Raw genomic sequence first — 19348 nt, 5'->3', positions numbered from 1 at the left:
ATGAACCCGAAGCCGCAGACATCGACAACTTGGGTAAACAGCCGCGGAAATCGGCAAGTGTGTTCTAGTCTTCACACTCGGTACGGAGGCGAATGCGGAGCCGGCACCGGCCGGCCGAGCGGGGGGAAGGGGACGCCGACCGAGTAGGGGGGAAGGGCCTTGTTCGAGGCTGCCGGAACGCGGGTCGCCGAAGCGCCCGCGGGCTTAGCCGAGCCGTTACGCGTCAGCAGGCGGGACAGGAAGCGCGGGACGAGGTGGAGACCGGGGGCCGGGCGGCGCCTTCCACCGGCTCTGGCGGTGGACGTGCTCGGCGCCGCGCTGCCGGCCGGCGCGCTGGGCGCCGCGGGGGGAGGGCCGGACCCGCTGCCGGCCGCCGCGGTCGTCGGCGCCGCGTGGCCGCTGATCGCGGCACTGAGGGGACGCTACGCGGCGGGACGGGTGGGGGAGGGCGCAGCCGTACTGCCGGTGCTCCGCGACTGGCTGGCGATGCTGGGCCTGCTCGCCGCGGTGTGTGTCGCGGTGCGGCTGGAGGTCTCGGCCGGAGCGTGGCTGCCCGCGCTCCTTCCCTGCCTGGTGCTGACCGCCGCCCACCGCAGACTGACCCACCGGCGCACCCTGGCGCTGCGGCTCCGGGCGCGGGGGCTGCGGCGGGTGCTGGTCGTGGGGGAGGCGGGGGCCGCGGACGGTCTGACGGCCCGGATGGGAGCGCGCACCGACGACGAGTACGTGGTGGTCGGCGGCTGCGCGCCCGAGGGCGCCGCGGGCCCCGGGAACGCCGAGGGAACGGTGGACACCGCCACCGTCCTCCAGCGAGCCGCGGAACTCGACGCCGACACGGTCTTCGTCCTCCCCGGACGGTGGACGACGGCCGAGGGGCTGCGCCGGCTGGCCTGGGCCCTGTACGACGACGGCCGGAGCCTGGCCGTCGTGCCCGGCCTCGTCGACGTCTCACGGCGCCGGCTGCGGCTGACCCGGGCCGCGGGGATGACCGTGCTCCATGTGGAACCGCCGCCCCGGCGGGGGCTGCCGGTGCTGCTCAAGCGGGTCACCGACTGGGTGGGCGCCCTGCTGCTGGCCGTGGTGCTCTCGCCCGTCCTGCTGGGGGTGGCGGCGGCGGTGCGCCTGTCGTCGCCGGGGCCGGTGATCTACCGGCAGGTCCGCGTCGGACAGGGGCGGCGGCCGTTTCCGATGTGGAAGTTCCGCACGATGGTGGAGGCGGCCGACCGGATGCGCCCGGCGCTGGAGGCGGCGAACGAGCACGACGGGGCGATGTTCAAGATCCGCGAGGACCCCCGGGTCACCCGGCTGGGCCGTGTTCTGCGCCGCTACTCCCTGGACGAGCTGCCCCAGCTGTTCAACGTGCTGGCCGGCCACATGTCGCTGGTGGGACCGCGCCCGCCGCTGCCCGAGGAGGTGGAGCGCTATGACGACACCGAGCTGCGCAGACTGTCGGTCAGGCCGGGGATCACAGGGCTGTGGCAGGTCGGCGGACGGTCCGACCTGTCGTGGGACGAGACCGTCGCGCTCGACCTGAGATACGTGGACAACTGGTCCTGCGCCATGGACGCCGCCGTTCTGGCCCGCACCTTCCGCGCCGTGGTGAGCGCCCGTGGCGCGTACTAGGAACGGCCGGGCGGGCGCCGGGGCGGGCGCCACGACCGGGTCAGACCGCTTCCGCCGTGCCGAGCCAGGCGCGGTGGGTGGCGGCGATCCCCTCGGCCAGGCCGATCGAGGGGGACCAGCCCAGCGCCCTCATCCGGCCGGTGTCGAGCAGCTTGCGCGGGGTGCCGTCCGGCCTGGTGGGGTCGAAGGCGATCCGGCCCCCGTAACCCACCACCGAGGCGACCAGCCCGGCCAGTTCGCGGATCGTCAGGTCCTCGCCGCAGCCGACGTTGACCGGCTCGTCACCGTCGTAGCGGCGCAGCAGCACCTCGCAGGCGGCGGCCAGATCGTCCACGTGCAGAAACTCCCGGCGGGGACTGCCGGTACCCCACAGCACCACCTCCTGCGCGCCCTTCTCGCGCGCCTCGTGGAAGCGGCGGATGAGGGCCGGCAGTACGTGCGAGGTCTCGGGGTCGAAATTGTCGCCGGGCCCGTAGAGGTTGGTGGGCATCGCCGATATGTAGGAAGCGCCGAACTGCCGCCGGTAGGACTGGATCTGGACGATGCCGGCGATCTTGGCGACGGCGTACGCCTGGTTCGTCGGCTCCAGCGGGCCGGTCAGCAGGGCGCTCTCGGTGATCGGCTGCTCGGCGTGCCGGGGGTAGATGCAGCTCGATCCGAGGAAGAGCAGCCGGCGCACCCCGGCGGCGTGTGCGCCGCCGATCACGCCGAGCTGGATGCGGAGGTTGTCCTCCAGGAACTGGACGGGAAAGGTGCTGTTGGCCATGATCCCGCCGACCTTCGCGGCGGCCAGGACCACGGCGTCGGGCCGGGTGTCGCGCAGGTGGGCGGCGGTGGCCGCGCCGTCGCGCAGGTCGAGTTCGGCGCGGGTACGGGTCAGCACCTCGTAGCCCCGGGCGGACAGGCGCCGGGCGACGGCGGAGCCGACCAGGCCGCGGTGTCCCGCGACGAAGACGCGGGCGGGCGGGGGCAGCAGATCGTCCATGGCACGCATTCTGGCAGGGAGAGGCGCGCTTTCTCCCGACTTCTGTTGAAATACGACCGGTTGCCGCCGGGATCCCGTCCCGCTCCGGCACCCGGCCGGACACGGGCCGACACCAGACCACCTGTGGGGGGAACACCATGCCGCGTACCGCTGTGATCACGGGCATCACCGGGCAGGACGGCTCCTATCTGGCCGAGCTGCTGCTGGACAAGGGCTACACCGTGCACGGCCTGATGAGGCGCTCCTCCAGCTTCAACACCGAGCGCATCGACCACATCTACCAGGACCCGCACACCCCCGGCCGCCGGCTCGTCCTGCACCACGCCGACCTCGCGGACGGGGTGGCGCTGGTCAACCTGCTGCGCGACATCCGGCCGGACGAGGTGTACAACCTGGGGGCGCAGTCCCACGTCCGCGTCTCCTTCGACGCGCCCCTGTACACCGGCGAGGTGACCGGGCTCGGCGCGTTACGGCTGCTGGAGGCGATCCGGGCCGGCGGCGTGGAGACCAGGCTGTACCAGGCCTCCTCCTCGGAGATGTTCGGCTCCACCCCGCCACCGCAGAACGAGACCACGCCCTTCCACCCGCGCAGCCCCTACGGCTGCGCCAAGGTGATGGCGTACTGGGCCACCGTCAACTACCGCGAGGCGTACGGCCTCCACGCCGTCAACGGCATCCTCTTCAACCACGAGAGCCCGCGCCGCGGCGAGACCTTCGTCACCCGCAAGATCACCCGCGCCGTCGCCCGGATCCGGGCGGGCCTGCAGGAGCACCTCTACCTGGGCAACCTCGACGCCGTCCGCGACTGGGGCTACGCGCCCGAGTACGTCGAGGCCATGTGGCGCATGCTCCAGCGCGACGAGCCCGACGACTACGTGGTGGCCACCGGAGTGGCCGCGACCGTCCGCGACTTCCTCACCGCCGCCTTCGGCTCCGCGGGGCTGGACTGGGAGCGCCATGTGCGCTTCGACCCCAAGTACGAGCGCCCCACGGAGGTGGACGCCCTGATCGGGGACGCCTCCAAGGCGAACAGGCTGCTGGACTGGTCCCCGAAGGTGCGCTACGACGAGCTGGCCCGGATCATGGTCGAGGCCGATGTGGCGCAGCTGGAGGCCGAACTGTCCGGCCGCCGTGTGAGGGTGGACCGTTGAGTGCCCCGGCCGCCGGGCGCCGGCTGCGGGGCTTCACCGGCGCCGGCTACGACAAGCAGCGCGGCCTGCTGGTCCAGGCCGCCTGGTTCGCCGCGCTCAACCTGCTCTTCGTCAAGTGGTGGTTCCCGCCGCGCTGGCGCCCGCCGCTGCTGCGGGCCTTCGGCGCGAGCGTGGGGGAGCGGGTCCTGATCCGGCACCGGGTGCGCGTGCAGTGGCCCTGGAAGCTGGACGTCGGCGACGACGTGTGGATCGGCGAGGGCGCCTGGCTGATCAATCTGGAGCCGATCACCGTCGAGAGCGACGTGTGCGTCTCCCAGGAGGCGGTGCTGTGCACCGGCAGCCATCAACGGCACTCGCCCACCTTCGAGTTCGACAACGCCCCCGTCCGCCTGGAGCGCGGCTGCTGGGTGGCCGCCCGGGCCATGGTGCTGCGCGGCGTCACCGTCGGCGCGGGCGCGGTGGTCGGGGCCGGGGCGGTCGCCCACCGCGACCTCGCGCCGGAAGCCGTGCTCACCGCCGGAGGCGCGCGATGAGGATCGTCCACACCGTCACCCTCACCGGCGACGACGGCGCCTACGGCGGCCCGGTGAGCGTGGCCACCGGGCAGCTCGCCGAACTCGCCGCGCGCGGCCACGAGGTCGCGCTGGTCTCCCTGTGGCGCGGCCGCGCCGCGCCGCCGCGCATCCTGGACGGCGTGCCGCTGCGCGCCCACCGGGCCCGCACGCTGGTGCCCGGCCAGGGGTTCCTGGGCCTGTTCAACCCGCGGCTGGCCCTCGCCCTGTGGCGGCTGGCGGGCCGGGCCGACGTGCTGCACGTCCACGCCGGACGCGATCTGGTCTCCCTCGCGGCGCTGGCCGCCGCCGTACTGCGCCGCCGCCCCTTCGTCGTCCAGACCCACGGCATGGTGCAGCCGCGCCGCTCGGCCGCCGTCCGCCTCTTCGACCGCTGCTACGTGCCCCTGCTGCGCGGGGCGCGTGCCGCGCTGGTGCTCACCGAGGCCGAGGAGACCGGGCTGCGCAGGGTGCTGCGGCCGGGCGGCCCGCCGACCGTCCGGCTGCCCAACGGGGTGAGGCCGCCGCAGGAGGGAGAAGGCGAGCCGGAGGGCCGGCCGGACGGGGCGGACGTGCTCTTCCTCGCCCGGCTCCACCGGCGCAAGCGTCCCGAGGCGTTCGTGCGCATGGCCGCGCTGGTGCGCGCCGAGCACCCTGAGGCCTCCTTCGCCCTGCACGGGGCCGACGAGGGCCGGCTGGCGCCGGTGCGCCGGCTGATCGCCCAGGAGGGACTGGAGGGGGCGGTGGAGTACGGCGGGCCGCTGGACCACGCCGCCGCTGTGCGACGCATCGCCCGCGCCACCGTGTACGTCCTGCCCAGCGTGGACGAGCCGTTCCCGATGAGCGTGCTGGAGGCGCTGGCCGCCGGCACCCCCGTGGTCTGCACCGACAGCTGCGGGATCGCCGCCGAACTGGAGCGGCGCGGCGCCGCGCTGGTCACCGACGGCTCCCCCGGGGCGCTGGCCGGCGCGGTGCTGAGCCTGCTGGAGGACCGGTCGCTGCGCGAGCGCACCGCCGCGGCGGGCCGCGCGGCGGTGCGGGAGCGGTTCTCGGTGGCGGCCGTGGCCGACCGGCTGGAGAGACTGTACGGGGCCGCCGCCCGCGCCGTCCGGCCCGGAGCGCGGTGAGGCGCCGCACGCGGCCCGCGCCGCCCCCGAACCACCCCGAGCCGGTGTGCCGTCCCGCGCCGCCGCGCCGCGCCCGTTCGTCATCCGGCGGCCGAGGCCTCCCGCAGCAGGGCGGTGATCCGCTCCAGACCGGCCCGGCGGCTCAGCCGCCGCTCGACGTACTCGCGCCCCCGCGCCCCCAGTTCGGCGCACTCGCCCGGATCGCCGGCCAGCCGGCGGACCGCCTCCAGCAGGGCCTCGGGGTCCTCCGCGGGCACCACCACCCCGGCGCCGGAGCGCTCGACCTCCCGCGCGGTGCCGCTGCCGGCGGCGACGGACGCGACCACCGGGCGTCCGGACGTGAAGTACGAGGTCAGCTTGGACGGCAGGCTCATGTCCAGCACCGACGCCCGCTGGGTGACGGCCAGTACGTCCGCCGCGGCCAGGATCTCGGGGAACTCCTCCGCGTCCGCGGGCGGGAGGAAGTCCAGCGACTCCACCCCCCGCGCCAGCTCCCGCAGATACTCGCGCCGGTGCCCCTCGCCCATCAGCACCACCCGCACCGTGCCGCCCGTCCCGCCGCCCGGAGCGCCGTCCCGGCCGACGAGACGGGCGGTCTCCACCAGCACCTCCAGCCCCTGCTTGAGGCCCATGTTCCCCGAGTGCAGCACCACGGTGGTGTCCTCGGACCAGCCCAGCCGGGCCCTGGTCCGCGCACGGTCGCCGCCGGGGGCTCGCACATGCGTCCAGTTGGGCACCACCCGCACCCGCTCGCGCGGCACGCCCATGGCCGCCACCCGGTCGGCGAACGACTCGTGCACCACCCCCACCAGCGCCGCCGAGCGCAGTACCCGGCCCTCCACGGCCCCGGCGAACGAGGCGACCCGGCCGCCGCCGCTCATTCCGCTCTGTCCGGCCGCCGCGCCCATCAGATCCTGGACGACCACCGCGTGCGGCACTCCGGCGCGCCGGGCGATGCGGGCGCCGAGCACCCCTCCGGCGAGGCTGGGCATCTGGGAGAGCACCACGTCCGGGCGGACGCGCGGCGGCGCCACGGCACCGTGCGCCAGGACGCCGGCCTCGAAGAGCCCCCGGCGCAGCGCCGTCTGACGCCGCGGCACGGTGTGCCTGCGGCGGTGGACGGTGACGCCCCCGCGCACCTCGCTCACCCGCCACCTGCCGCGGTACTCCTCGTGCACCCGCCACGCCGGGTAGTGCGGCATCCCGGCGAGCACATGGGTGTCGGCGCCCAGCGAGGCCAGGTGCTCGGCGATCTGCGCCGAGTACGGTCCGATGCCGGCGTGCTCCGGCGCGTAGTTGGTCGAGACCACGAGCACGCAGCGGCCCGCGAACGAGTCCAGCACAGCCGTCCCCCCTTCGAAGACGCGGTCATCGTAGGGGCATACGCTCTCATTCACTGCCAGAACATCGGAAAAACTGATAAAAGCAGAAAGTTCGATCAATCCGATCCCTGCCAAGCGCGGGAACCCGCCCCTGCCGTCTTGGACCGGGGCCGGCACGGAACGGGAGGAGGAGAGGGGGGCATGCCCGTGAGGGAACCGTCCCCGGCGGCGGAGCGGACCGGACGGCGCAGCGTCCCCGCGCTGTGCCTGTCCACCGTCCTGCTCGTCCTGCTGCTGCCCGCACTGGTGCTGTACGGGCAGGACGTGCGCACCGGCGCCGCGTTCGCGGTGCAGTGCGTGGTGGTGGCCCACACCGGAGGGGCGCTGGCGCGGGTACTGACCGATCCCCTGATCCGGGTGGTCGGCTTCGGCTTCTGGCTCTTCTGCTACGTCTGGCTGGGCCTGGCGCCACTGGCCATGCTGGCCACCGACTCCTACCCCTGGGGCTTCGCCGTCGATGCCGGCACCGCCTTCACCTCGGCGGCCCTGGTGGAGACCGGACTGCTCGCCTACAGCGCCGGATCGGCGCTGGCGGGACGGCGGACGCCCCGCACCCCGCCCGTACTCGGACCGCTGCTCGCCCGCCGGATCACCCCTGTGCGCACCCTGCTGCTGTGCGGGCTGTCCCTGGCGCTGGCGGCCGTGCTGGTCCCCGCCCAGGGCGGCCCGGCGGCGTTCTTCCAGAGCCGCCAGGCCGTCAACGAGGCCACCGGACAGGGCGGTTCGGGCGAGGCCGCGGGCCAGGCCCTGGCCGCCTGGAGCCTGTCGGTGCCGGCCTTCTGGGCGCTTCTGGCGCTGCTGTACGTGCCCCGCACGCCCGGCGGCGACCGGACCCTGCGCGGAGTGCGGTGGATCCTGCTGCCCGTGCTGGTCGCGGTGAACACCGTGGTGAACAACCCCGTCAGCCAGCCGCGCTTCTGGGCCGGGACGGTGCTGCTGACGCTCGTCTTCGCCGCTCCCGCGCTGCGCCGGCCGAGGGCCTTCCGGGCGGGGGCGGCCACCGTCACCGCCGCGGTGCTCCTGGTGTTCCCCTACAGCGACTACTTCCGCCACGACAGACGCGAGCCGGTCGAGGTCGTCTCGCTCGCCGAGCAGTTCACATCCAACGGCGACTACGACGCCTTCCAGCAGATCGCCACCGGCGTCGACCAGGTACGGGAGAACGGCCACGCGCCCGGGAACGCGCTCGGGCCGCCGCTGTTCTTCGTGCCGCGCGCCCTCTGGCCCGGCAAGCCCGACGACGCGGGCATCGCCCTGGCCCGGCACGCCGGCTACTCCTTCGAGAACCTCTCCGCGCCGCTGTGGATCGAGAGCTACATGTGGGCCGGCCTCCCCGGGGTCGCCGCGGTCTTCGCGCTCTTCGGGGCCGCGGGACGGCGGATCGACGGCGTACGGCACCGGCTGCGCGAACACGGCGCCACGCTCGCGGCCCTGGCCGTGACCGCGTTCGGCTTCTACCAGATCATCCTGCTGCGCGGCAGCCTGCTGTTCGTGATGGGACCGCTGACCCTGCTGCTCCTGACGCCCGTGCTGATCACCGGAAGACCGGGCCGGACGGCGCCCGCGCGGCCGCCCGCCGAGCCGCACCCCGAACCCCCCTCCGAGCCGTGGGCGGACCCGGCGACGGCGCCCGGCCCCGTGCCCGCGGGCGCCGTGCCCCGCACCCGCACCACCTTCTCGACCACCTCCACAGGAGAAACACGCACGTGAGCGCCTACGACCCCTCCTCGCGGGAGCCCGACCAGCTCCGCGACCAGTTGCGCAGGCTCTTCCGCCACCGCGCCGTCATCGCCGCCGGCCTGCTGCTGGGCGCCGCCTGCGGCGGGGCCGTGTCCACCGTGGGCGGCGCGGACTACACCGCCACCGGCGAGGTCGTCGTACAGGCCATCAGCACCGCGCCGTTCGAGGCCGGCGGAGTCTCGGCCGACAAGCAGATCAGCATGGGCACCGAGCGGCAGGTGGCCCGGAGCGCCACCGTCGCCGGACGCGCCGCCGAGAAACTGGGCGAAGGAGCCGACCCGGCGCAGCTCCAGCGGGGTCTGCGGGTGAGCAACCCTCCCGACACGCACATCCTGGAGTTCGAGTACACGGCCGACTCGCCGCGGGCGGCGGCCGAACGCGTCAACGCCTTCGTACGCGCCTACCTCGACCACCGCGAGGCAGCCGTCGTGCGGCGCATCGACAACACCGTCGCCGAGCTGAACGAGGAACTCCAGCCCCTGATCGACCAGCGCGAGGAGCTGGACGAGAAGATCGCCGGCGCGTCCACCGAGTACGCCCGGCAGACCGCCGAGTCCGAACGCGCCAACCTCACCGCCCGCATAGCCGACCTCCAGGGGCGCGTCACCGGACTGAGGACCCTGGACACCTCTCCCGGCGACGTGGTGCGCAGGGGAGAGGCGCCCGAGGCGCCCTCCGGCCCCGGGATCGCGGTACTCGTGCCGGTCGGAGCGGTCGCCGGCCTGGCCGGCGGACTGCTCACCGCCTGGATCCGCTCCCTGCTCGACCCGCGGGCGCGCTCGGCCGGCGAGGTGCGCACCGCCCTGCGCGCACCCGTGCTCGGCACCCTGCCGCCGCGGCGCGACGGCGCCGGGATCCTGGAGGTCGGCCCGTCCCACGGCGGGGATCGGGCCGAGGAGTTCCGCACGATCGCCCTGCGCACGCTGCGCCACCCGCGACTGGCCGAGCCCGGCGGCCTGCTGGTCGTCTCCGCCCGGGAGCACCCCGGGACCGTGCCCGCGGCGGTCAACCTCGCCGCGGCCCTGGCCGAGACCGGCCGTGACGTGCTGCTGGTCGAGGCCGACCCGCGTACACCGCGCCTGGCCGGGGAACTCCCCGTGCGCGGCGCCGTCCGCGAGCCCGTGCCGGGCCGCTGGCCGGACGGCGCGCGGGCCACCGTGGACGCCGGTACCGCCGGATACCTCGAACTCGTCCCCGGATGCCGGGTGCCCGACGCCGCGCGGGCGCTGAACTCACCCGGTTTCACGAGGCTGCTGAGCGGGGCCGCCGAGCGGGGCGAGTACGTCGTGGCCGTCACCGCGCCGCTGCTGTCCCACGCGGACGGCACGGCCGTCGCCGGACTGGCGCGCGGGGTGCTGGTGGTCTGCGATCCGGACACCACCCTCAGGGACGACCTGGACCGGGTGCGGGATCTGGTCACCTCCGTCGGCGGGCACGTCCTGGGCGCGGTGCTGTACGAGGGCGGACGCAAGCGCCGCCGCGGCCCCTCTCCCGCTCCGCCCGCCGAACCCGCCCCGCCCGCCGGGGACACCGGGACGGACCGCTCCGGTACGGGTACTGGCTCCGGCACGGGCGCCGGGGACGGCCCCGGCTCCGGCGCCACGGGTGAGGACACCGTGGCGCTCAAGCGCCTGGAACCGGAGCCGTCCGAGGCCCGGCCGGACACCGCCTACGGCTCGTACGGCCGGTACCGGCGCACCGGCGACGGCACAGCCCCGCGCCCGTGACCGGCGCACGGCCCGCCGCGCACGGCGACGGTACGCCGGCCGGGGCACGCGCCCGGGGGGTCGCCGCGACCGTGCGCGGCGGCTGGTTCGGCTTCGCGGGCTCCGCCGTCAACGCGCTGTCCGGCTTCCTCCTGGTCGCCGTCGTCACCCGCGGGCTCGGCGCGCACGGGGCCGGCGCGGTCTTCACGGGCGTCGCCGCGTTCACCATCGTGAGCAACGCCTGCAAGCTGGGTGCCGACACCGCGCTGGTGCGCTTCGTCTCCCGCGACCTGGAACTCACCGGCGGGGCCGGCGTACCGGCGCTGCTGCGCACCGCCGTACCACCCGCCCTGGCGGCGAGCACGGCGTGCGCGGCCCTGCTGTTCCTCTCGCCCGCCCTGGCGGCCTGGCTGCTGCCCGGTCTCCCCGCCGGCCAGGCCCTGGCGGTGGTGCGGCTGTTCGCGCTCTTCCTGCCGGTGGCGACCGTCTCCCTGGTACTGCTGGGAGCCACCCGCGGATACGGCTCGGTGGTCCCCTTCGTGGGCGTGGAGCAGATCGGCAAACCCGTGCTGCGGGTGGTGCTCGCGCTGCCCCTGGTCCTGCTCGCGCCGGGTGTGCTCACGCTGTCCGCGGCCTGGCTGGCCCCCGCCCTGCTGGGCGCGGTGGCGACCTGGGTCTCGCTGCGCCGCTCCTGCGCGGTGAGGCGCGGCGGTACGGGCGGGCCGGGGGAGGAACGACCCGTGGGCGGGAAGCCGCCCGTCCCCCCGGGCGAGTTCTGGTCCTTCGCCGGTCCCCGCGCCCTGTCCTCGGTCTTCGACATCGCCGCGGTGTGGATCGGGGTGGTCCTGCTGTCGGCGCTGGGCACCAGCGCCGAGGCCGGGGTCTACACGGCCGTCGGCCGGCTGGTGACGGCCGGCACCCTGCTCCAGCTCGCGGTGCGCCTCGCCGTGGCCGCGCAGATCAGCAGACTGCTGGCGGCCGGCCTGGAGCGGGAGGCGGAGCACCTGCACCGGCTGTCCACCCGGTGGATCGTGCTGTTCTCCTGGCCCCTGTTCATGCTGCTCGCCGCCTTCCCCGCCACCGTGCTCTCCCTGTTCGGGCCCGGTTTCGGCCAGGGCGCCGCCGCGCTGGTGGTGCTGTCGGCCGCCTGCGTGGTCAACGTCGGGGTCGGCAACGCGCAGACGGTCCTCCTGATGGCCGGCCGCAGCACCTGGAACCTGGCGACGGCCGGTGCGGGCTTCGCCGTCCAGCTCGGCGCCGGGGTCTGGCTGGTGCCGCGGTACGGGGTGACGGGAGCGGCCCTGGCCTGGGGGCTGGCGATCGTGGTGGACAACACCGCCTCGGCGCTGCTGGTGCGGCGGCTGGGCTTCCGTACCGCCGACCGCGGCTACCTCCACGCCGCGGCCGCGGCCGTCGCGGCCGTCGCGCCGCCGGCGTTCGCCGCCCGAGCGCTGTGGGGGGACACTCCCTGGGGTGCTGTGCTGGGCGGCGCTTTCGCCGTCTGCGGGTTCTGCGCGGCCCTGTGGCGCTATCGTGTGCCGCTGGGGGTGGGGGAGTTCCTCCGGGCGCTGCGCAAGGGCAGCGAGGGGAAGTCGCGCCGAGCAAGCTGAGCCAAAGGGGTGGCCGCCGCGTGCGCCGACCGGCGCGGACGCCCTCCCCACCCCGGCTCGTTCCGTCCGCGCTCATGCGTTTCCAGGGGGGAATCCATGCGCAGAAGAAGACCCGTCAGACTCCTGCTCGCCGCCACCGTGCTCGGCCTGTCGTCCACGGCGTTGGGGGCCGGGCCGGCCCAGGCCGCCGGAGAGACCACACTGACCGCCGATCCGCTGGAGACCTGGCAGACCGACGGCATCGTATGGGCCCTGGCCTACGCACGGGGCGTCGTCTACGCGGGGGGCTCCTTCGAGCACATCCGCCCGCCCGGGGCCGCGCCCGGCACCGGCGAACTGCCGCGGAAGAACTTCGCCGCCTTCGACGCGGTGACCGGTGAGCCCCTCCCGTGCGCACCGGAGTTCACCGGAGGCGTGGAAACCGTACGGGCCCTGAAGCCGTCCCCCGACGGCTCGCTGCTCTACATCGGCGGCTCCTTCGGCAGCGCCGGGGGAGTGGGACGCTCCAACACCGCCGCCCTGGACACCGGCGACTGCACCATCGGCTCCGACTGGAAGCCGGTGGTCTCCTCGACCGTGCGGGCCATCGACGTCACCGACGACACCGTCTACATCGGCGGCCAGTTCACCACCGTCCAGGGGCAGACACGCGAACGCGTCGCGGCCCTGGCCCCCGACAGCACCCTGCTGCCCTTCGACGTCACCGTCCGGGGATCGTCGATCTCCAACGACCCCATCCCCGGCATCAACGCCATCACCGCCGTCCCGCACCTGAACAAGGTCATCATCGGCGGCCGGTTCACCTCCATCAACGGCAGCCTCCTGAACAGCGTGCACGCACTGGTCGGCCTGGACGCGACCACAGGGCGGATCACCGACCGCTTCACCGGCTGGATCCCGCGCAAGTCGGCGGTGAAGTCCCTGGTCAACGACGGAACCAACTTCTACCTGGGTGCCGAGGGCACCGGCGGCGGAGTCTTCGACGGCCGTGCGGCCGGACGGCTCTCGGACGGGGCGATGCTGTGGAAGGACACCTGCCTGGGCGCCACCCAGGCCGTGGTGCCCCACCGGGGTGTGCTCTACAGCGGCTCGCACGCGCACAACTGCGGCGACACCCCCGGCGGCTTCCCCGAGCACCGCAACCGCCAGCACCTGCTGGCCCAGTCGATCTCCGACAAGACCATCCTGCCCTGGTTCCCCGACACCAACGACGGCATCGGCGAGCAGATCGGCCCGCGCGCCATGGTCATGGCCGACGAGATCCTGTGGACGGGCGGGGAGTTCACCACCGTCAACGAGAAACCGCAGCAGGGGCTGACCCGCTTCGCGGCCGAGCCGGACACCGGAGCGCCCCAGGTACCGCTGATGAGCGGCGCCACCGGGGCCAGGGGGAAGATCGAGCTCAGCTGGAGGGCCTCCTGGGACCGGGACGACGGAGTCCTGACCTACCGGCTCTACCGGGACGGCGTCTTCCTGACCTCCATCGAGCAGGACTCCCGCTACTGGGACCGGCCCATGATGGGCTACACCGACACCGTGGAGCCCGGCGCCACCCACCGCTACTCGCTGGAGGTCACCGACGGCACCAACCTCTCGGGGCGCAACGGTCCCGTGTACGTGACAGCCGGCAGCTGACCCGACCGTACGCCGAGGAGAGCGGATGACGCACCACGTGGGCTACGCGCCCGGGGTATACGACTTATTCCACGTCGGGCACCTGAACATCCTGCGGCACGCCAGGAGCCGCTGCGACTACCTGGTGGCCGGGGTGGTGTCCGACGAGATGGCCCGCCAGGCCAAGGGCAGGTCGCCGGTCGTGCCGCTCACCGAGCGGCTGGAGATCGTACGCAGCATCCGCTTCGTGGACGCCGCGTTCGTGGAGACGGTGCCCGACAAGCTGGAGACCTGGCGGCAGGTGCGCTTCGACGTCATCTTCAAGGGCGACGACTGGCAGGGCACGGAGAAGGGGGAGAAGCTGGAGCGCGACTTCGCCGGCGTCGGGGTCGAGGTCGTGTACTTCCCCTACACCGTCCACACCTCCAGCACGCTGCTGAGGCGGGCACTCGACGGGCTGGCCGAGTCGGCCTGAGCCTGCCGCGCGACGCACCATCGTCCCTCCGGCAGTCCTCACAAGGCCCTTTCGCCGCCCCGGCCCCGTGCGCCGGGGCGGCGAAAGGGCGAGCGGCCGGTCAGCGGGCGGGGGCGGACAGCTCGCGGTACCACTTCGCCAGGAACGCCGGCAGGAACAGCAGATGGGCGGCGAGCAGCGCGCAGTACAGCACCAGGAACAGCTCGCGGTCGCCCAGGAAGAGGAAGACCGCGCACAGCAGCCCGTAGTCCACCGGCAGCAGCGCCACCGAGCGCAGCGCGGAGGGTGCGGGGGCCACGGTCGTCCCTGCCCCGGGGCCCGCCGCGTTCCGCTTCAGCTGCTCGGTGAGGACGCCGCCGAAGAAGACCGTCACGGCGGCGAACTGGAAGACCAGGGGGATGAGCAAAAACACCGGGTCGGAGAAGCCGAAGTGGCGGTGGAAGCAGACGAGCACCGCCGTGTGGAGCGCGAGCATCTTCGCGCAGTCCACCACGTGGTCCAGCCACTCCCCGGCCGGGCCGCCCCGCCGCGTCAGCCGGGCGAGCTGCCCGTCGGCCGAGTCCAGCGCGAAGCCGGTCACCAGAGCGGCGAACACCCCCAGAGCCAGACCGTGGGAGGGCGGCAGCAGGGCGATCAGCGCCACCCCCGTGAACGTGAACACCGCGCTGACCGCCGTGACCTGGTTGGGCGACATCCGCGCGCCGTAGGCCGCGGCGGCCAGTAACCGGCCGGCCGGCCGGTTGACGTACCGCGAGTACAGCGACACCCCCCTGGCCGGCTTCTGCGCCGCCGCCAACTCCCCCACCGCGTAACGGAACCGGCTCATTCTCTTCCCCCCGCTCGGAGCACGGAACACGAAGGAGCACATCATGGCAGCCGGCTCCTCCCGGCGGGCCTTCCGCCGGCTCCTTCGCTTCCCACACGCCGGCCACCACGGTCCTGTGCGGCGTCTCCGCACCGAGGACATCGGCTTCGAGGCGCCGGCCCCCGGGCCATGGCGGCCGACCGCACCCGGGGAAGCCGCGCGGTGCGATCCACCGGCCGTCCGCCCCGCCGAGCACCCCGATTCGCCCGTACGGGGCATTTGGCCGAACGGATCGTGCGAGAATCCGACGGGGGCGAGGAGAGGGACAGACGTTGCGGGGCGGAGCCGGATCTTGAGACTGCTGCACACCTCGGACTGGCACCTGGGCCGGAGCTTCCACCGGGTGAGCCTGCTGTCCGCTCAGGAGGCCTTCGTCGACCACCTGGTGGAGGTGGCGCGCACCGAGCGCGTCGACGCCGTCCTCGTCGCCGGGGACGTCTACGACCGGGCGGTGCCGCCGCTGTCCGCCGTCGAACTCTTCGACGAGACCCTGCACCGCCTGGCGGACCTCGGCGTGCCGACGGTCATGATCTCCGGCAACCACGACTCGGCCCGCCGGCTGGGGGTGGCCGCCGGGCTCATCGAGCGGGCGGGCATCCATCTGCGCACCGACCCCGCCGGCTGCGCCACCCCCGTCCTGCTGTCCGACGCCCACGGCGAGGTGGCGTTCTACGGTCTGCCCTACCTGGAGCCGGCCCTGGTCAAGGACCACTTCGGGGTGGAGCGGGCCGGGCACGCGGCGGTGCTGGGCGCCGCCATGGACCGGGTGCGCGCCGACCTGGCCGCCCGCCCCGCCGGGACCCGCTCGGTCGTCCTCGCCCACGCCTTCGTCACCGGGGGCGAGCCCTCCGACAGCGAGCGCGACATCACCGTGGGCGGCGTCGCCTCCGTCCCGGCCTCCGTCTTCGAGGGCGCCGACTACGCGGCACTGGGCCACCTCCACGGCTGCCAGACCCTCACCGAGCGGATCCGCTACTGCGGATCGCCGCTGGCCTACTCCTTCTCCGAGACCCACCACCGCAAGTCGGTGTGGCTGGTCGACCTCGGGCCGCGCGGCGAGGTGGCGGCCGAACGGATCGACTGCCCGGTGCCGCGCCCGCTGGCGCGCGTCCGCGGGACGCTGGAGGAACTGCTGGCCGACCCCGCGCTGGAGCGCCACGAGCAGGCCTGGGTCGAGGCCACCCTCACCGATCCCGTCCGCCCGCGCGAGCCGATGGCCCGGCTCGCCGCCCGCTTCCCCCACGTCCTCACCCTCGTCTTCGACCCCGAGCGCGCCGAGCGGGATCCCCTGGCCTCCTACGGGCGCAGGCTGCGCGACCGCACCGACCAGGAGATCGCCGAGGACTTCGTCGCCCACGTCCGCGGCGGAGCGGGACCCGACGGGGGCGAGCGGGCCCTGCTGAGCGCGGCCCTGGACGCCGTACGCGCCGACGCGGCCCGCACGGAGGCGCCCCGATGAGACTGCACCGGCTCGCCGTCACCGCCTTCGGGCCCTTCGGCGACACCCAGGAGATCGACTTCGACGAGTTGTCCGCCGCCGGACTGTTCCTGCTGCACGGACCCACCGGCGCGGGCAAGACCTCCGTGCTGGACGCCGTCTGCTACGCCCTGTACGGCGGGGTGCCCGGCGTCCGCCAGACCTCCGGCCCCGCCAGGCTGCGCAGCGACCACGCCGCCCCCGGTACCCGCACCGAGGTGGTCCTGGACCTGACCGTCGGCGGGCGGCGGCTGGAGGTCACCCGGCAGCCCGAGCAGCGGCGCCCCAAGAAGCGCGGTACGGGCATGACCACCGACAAGGCCCAGTCCTGGCTGCGCGAGTACGACGCCGAGGCCGGCACCTGGAAGGCGCTCAGCCGCTCCCACCAGGAGATCGGCGAGGAACTGGCCCAGCTGCTGGGCATGAGCCGCGAGCAGTTCTGCCAGGTGGTGCTGCTGCCGCAGGGCGACTTCGCGCGCTTTCTGCGGGCCGGCGCGGAGGAGCGCGCGAAACTGCTGGGCCGCCTGTTCGACACCCACCGCTTCGCCGCAGTCGAACAGCACCTGGCCGAGCTGCGCGCCGCCGCGCAGCGCCGGGTGCGCGACGGCGACGAGCGGCTGCTCACCCTGGCCCACCGCATGTGGCAGGCGGCCGGAGACGCCACCGAGCCGGGCGCCGAGCCGGGCGCCGGACCGGACGGCGACCCCTTCGCCGGTCTCTCCCCCGGCGACCTCGCCCTGGCCGACGCCGTACTCGGATGGGCCGCGCCCGCCCGCTCCCTGGCCCGCGAACGGCTGGACGCCGCGGCCTCGGCCCTGCGCCTGGCCGAAGAGGCTCACACCGACGCCCGGCGGCGGCTGGACGAGGCGCGCGAGCTGGAACGGCGGCGCAGGCGGTACGCGCAGGCCCGGCGGCGCGCCGGGGAGCTGGCCGCGCGGGAGGAGGAGCACCGCGCCGACCGCGCCCGGCTGGAGCGGGCCCGCGCCGCCGACACCGTCGCCCCCGCCCTCGCCCTGCGGGAGGAGGCCGAGAGGGAGGACCGCGAAGCCGCGTACGCCGAGGAGCGGGCTCGCGCCGGACTGCCCGGCGAGGCGGCCCGGGCTCCCGCCGAGCGGCTGGCGGACCTGGAGCGCGCCACCCGCCGGGAGCTGGGCGCGCTGGAGGCCGCCCGGCGCGCCGAGGAACGCGTCACCCGGCTCGACGGTGAACTCGCCCGGCTGGAACGGGAGTCCGGTTCGGACGAGGAAGCACTGCGCGAGGCGGAGGAGTGGCTGGAAGGGTGGGAGGCCACCCGCGCCGCCCACCAGCGGAACGTGGACGCCGCCGCGGAGGCCGCGCCCCTGGCCGAGCAACTCGCCCGGCGGCTGGACGGCCTGCGGCGCTCCCTGGACGCCGCCCGCCGCCGCGACACCCTCACCGCCGAGCGGGAAGCGGCCGGCGCCGAGCTGTCGGCCGCCCTCGAGCGGGCACTGACCGCCAAGGAGCACTGGCTGGAGGTCAAGGAGCGGCGCCTGCGGGGTATCGCGGCCGAGCTCGCCGACGGACTGGAGAAGGGCGAGCCGTGCACGGTGTGCGGCTCCCGTGAACACCCCGACCCGGCCCGCCCCGGGAGCGGGCACGCGGACCGCAGCGCCGAGGAGAGCGCTCTGGCCGACTACCAGCGGGCGGAGGACCTGCGGCGGCGGGCCGAGCAGCGGCTGGAGTCCGTACGCGACCGGCTGGCCGCGGCGGACGAGGAGGCGGGCGGGACATCCGCGGCCGAACTCGCCGAGCAGGTCGTGGAGCTGGAGAAGGAACACGCCGCCGCCCGGCAGGCGGCCTCCGGCGCGCGGGACGCCCGCGCGGCCCTGGAGCGCGCCGTCCGCGAGCACGACGCACGCCTGGCCGTCCGGCGGGAGGCCGAACGGCGCACGGCCTCCCGCGTCTCCCGGAGCGAGGCGCTGCTGGGGGAGCGGGACGAGCTGGCCGAGCAGGTGGCCCGGGCCCGGGGCGAGGCTCCCTCCGTCGCCCACCGGGCGGCCGAACTGGAGCGCCTGGTCCGGCGGCTGGCCGGTGCCGCCGAGGCCGCTGCCGCCGCGGAGGCCGCCGCGCTGCGGCTGAAGGAGGCCGACGCCCGGCTGGCGGACGCCGTCTGGCGCGCCGGGTTCGACACCCCGCGGGCCGCAGCCGGCGCCCGGCTCACCGGCGACGAGCAGCGCCTTCTGCAGCGCCGCATCGACGACCGGCAGGCCGAGGAGGCGGCCGTCGCGGCCGAACTGGCCGCCCCCGAGCTGGCGGACCTCACACCCGAGGACCTCGAAACGGCCGACTGCGAAACAGCCGGCACCTCCGGGGCCGAGGCCGCGTCGGCGGCGGCCGTGGCACGGCTGAACGCCGCCTCCGCCGCCCACGCCGAGGCCCGCACCCGCTGCGAGCAGCTCGACCGGCTCTCCGCCCGCGCCCTGGCCGACACCCGGGAACTCGCCCCGCTGCGCCAGGAGTACGACCGCGTCGCCCGGCTGGCGGCCCTCACCGCCGGCACGTCGGCGCAGAACGAGCACCGGATGCGGCTGGAGTCCTATGTGCTGGCCGCCCGTCTGGAGCAGGTCGCCGCCGCGGCCAGCGCCCGCCTGGCGTACATGTCCGCGGGCCGCTACACCCTCGTCCACTCCGACGCACGCGCCTTTGGCCGCGGCCGCTCCGGGCTCGGCCTGCACGTGATCGACGCCTGGACGGGCAACGAGCGCGACACCGCCACCCTCTCCGGCGGCGAGTCCTTCTTCGCCTCCCTCGCCCTCGCCCTCGGCCTGGCCGACGTGGTCTGCGAGGAGGCGGGCGGGCTGCGACTGGACACCCTCTTCATCGACGAGGGGTTCGGCAGTCTGGACGACCAGACCCTCGACGAGGTGCTGGACGTCCTGGACTCCCTGCGCGAACGCGACCGCAGCGTCGGCATCGTCAGCCACGTCGCCGATCTGCGCCGGCGCATCCCGGCGCAGCTGGAGGTGGTCAAGACCCGCTCCGGCTCCGCCGTCCGCCACCGGGTGCCGAAAACCGGGTGAC

At 74.9% G+C, this 19348-nt stretch carries 14 protein-coding genes; 11 read left to right on the top strand and 3 right to left on the bottom strand.

Annotation, left to right across the window (positions count from 1 at the left end; genetic code table 11):
• Window positions 1-297 precede the first annotated feature (297 nt).
• A complete protein-coding gene (locus ACW69E_RS23925) occupies window positions 298-1623 on the top strand; it encodes a sugar transferase (RefSeq protein ID WP_457500351.1) in 1326 nt (441 codons plus the stop codon).
• 40 nt (window positions 1624-1663) lie between these two features.
• On the opposite strand, the gene ACW69E_RS23920 is transcribed toward ACW69E_RS23925, so the two are convergent.
• Complete coding sequence (locus ACW69E_RS23920) at window positions 1664-2617, bottom strand: GDP-L-fucose synthase family protein (RefSeq protein WP_457500350.1); 954 nt, start codon at window positions 2615-2617, stop codon at window positions 1664-1666.
• Between the two features lie 128 nt (window positions 2618-2745).
• Between ACW69E_RS23920 and gmd the strand changes: the two genes are divergently transcribed.
• Genes gmd through ACW69E_RS23905 form a run of 3 tightly spaced genes read left to right on the top strand, consistent with a single transcriptional unit; the run spans window position 2746 to window position 5437 of the window.
• Window positions 2746-3759 carry a GDP-mannose 4,6-dehydratase gene (gene gmd / locus ACW69E_RS23915; protein ID WP_457500349.1) on the top strand — a complete coding sequence of 338 codons (1014 nt, stop codon included), beginning with the start codon at window positions 2746-2748 and terminating at the stop codon, window positions 3757-3759.
• Window positions 3756-4292: a DapH/DapD/GlmU-related protein gene (locus ACW69E_RS23910; RefSeq protein ID WP_457500348.1), complete on the top strand. Its 537-nt coding sequence runs from the start codon at window positions 3756-3758 to the stop codon at window positions 4290-4292. The genes gmd and ACW69E_RS23910 overlap by 4 nt, the downstream gene beginning before the upstream one ends.
• Window positions 4289-5437: a glycosyltransferase gene (locus ACW69E_RS23905; RefSeq protein WP_457500347.1), complete on the top strand. Its 1149-nt coding sequence runs from the start codon at window positions 4289-4291 to the stop codon at window positions 5435-5437. Before ACW69E_RS23910 ends, ACW69E_RS23905 begins: the two co-directional genes overlap by 4 nt.
• A gap of 80 nt (window positions 5438-5517) precedes the next feature.
• Here ACW69E_RS23905 and ACW69E_RS23900 read toward each other — a convergent pair whose 3' ends face one another.
• A complete protein-coding gene (locus ACW69E_RS23900; RefSeq protein WP_457500353.1) occupies window positions 5518-6777 on the bottom strand; it encodes a glycosyltransferase in 1260 nt (419 codons plus the stop codon).
• A 183-nt stretch (window positions 6778-6960) separates the two neighbouring features.
• On the opposite strand from ACW69E_RS23900, the gene ACW69E_RS23895 reads away from it, so the two are divergent.
• The 5 genes from ACW69E_RS23895 (at window position 6961) to ACW69E_RS23875 (ending at window position 13964) form a co-directional block, all read left to right on the top strand.
• On the top strand, window positions 6961-8529 hold the full coding sequence (locus ACW69E_RS23895) for a hypothetical protein (protein WP_457500346.1): 1569 nt from the start codon (window positions 6961-6963) through the stop codon (window positions 8527-8529).
• Window positions 8526-10286: a polysaccharide biosynthesis tyrosine autokinase gene (locus ACW69E_RS23890; RefSeq protein WP_457500345.1), complete on the top strand. Its 1761-nt coding sequence runs from the start codon at window positions 8526-8528 to the stop codon at window positions 10284-10286. Before ACW69E_RS23895 ends, ACW69E_RS23890 begins: the two co-directional genes overlap by 4 nt.
• Window positions 10283-11875 (top strand): lipopolysaccharide biosynthesis protein, encoded by a 1593-nt coding sequence (locus ACW69E_RS23885; RefSeq protein ID WP_457500344.1) that lies wholly within the window; start codon window positions 10283-10285, stop codon window positions 11873-11875. Before ACW69E_RS23890 ends, ACW69E_RS23885 begins: the two co-directional genes overlap by 4 nt.
• Before the next feature lie 96 nt (window positions 11876-11971).
• Entirely contained in the window at window positions 11972-13510 is a 1539-nt protein-coding gene (locus tag ACW69E_RS23880; protein ID WP_457500343.1) for a fibronectin type III domain-containing protein, read from the top strand.
• Window positions 13511-13535: 25 nt separating this feature from the next.
• A complete protein-coding gene (locus ACW69E_RS23875) occupies window positions 13536-13964 on the top strand; it encodes an adenylyltransferase/cytidyltransferase family protein (RefSeq protein WP_457500342.1) in 429 nt (142 codons plus the stop codon).
• A 100-nt stretch (window positions 13965-14064) separates the two neighbouring features.
• Here the strand turns inward: ACW69E_RS23875 and ACW69E_RS23870 are convergent, their stop codons facing one another.
• Window positions 14065-14790 (bottom strand): CDP-alcohol phosphatidyltransferase family protein, encoded by a 726-nt coding sequence (locus ACW69E_RS23870; RefSeq protein ID WP_457500341.1) that lies wholly within the window; start codon window positions 14788-14790, stop codon window positions 14065-14067.
• A gap of 331 nt (window positions 14791-15121) precedes the next feature.
• Here ACW69E_RS23870 and ACW69E_RS23865 point away from each other — a divergent pair, with 331 nt between their 5' ends.
• Both ACW69E_RS23865 and ACW69E_RS23860 read left to right on the top strand, forming a co-directional pair.
• Window positions 15122-16288 carry an exonuclease SbcCD subunit D gene (locus ACW69E_RS23865; RefSeq protein WP_457500340.1) on the top strand — a complete coding sequence of 389 codons (1167 nt, stop codon included), beginning with the start codon at window positions 15122-15124 and terminating at the stop codon, window positions 16286-16288.
• Window positions 16285-19347, top strand: a complete 3063-nt coding sequence (locus ACW69E_RS23860) for an AAA family ATPase (protein ID WP_457500339.1) — start codon at window positions 16285-16287, stop codon at window positions 19345-19347. The genes ACW69E_RS23865 and ACW69E_RS23860 overlap by 4 nt, the downstream gene beginning before the upstream one ends.
• The last annotated feature ends 1 nt before the right edge of the window (window position 19348 follow it).

The organism is Streptomyces sp. SS8, assembly GCF_054072955.1.
Note: the sequence above shows the minus strand (reverse complement) of the source record. Positions and strands in the feature narration are given on the sequence as shown.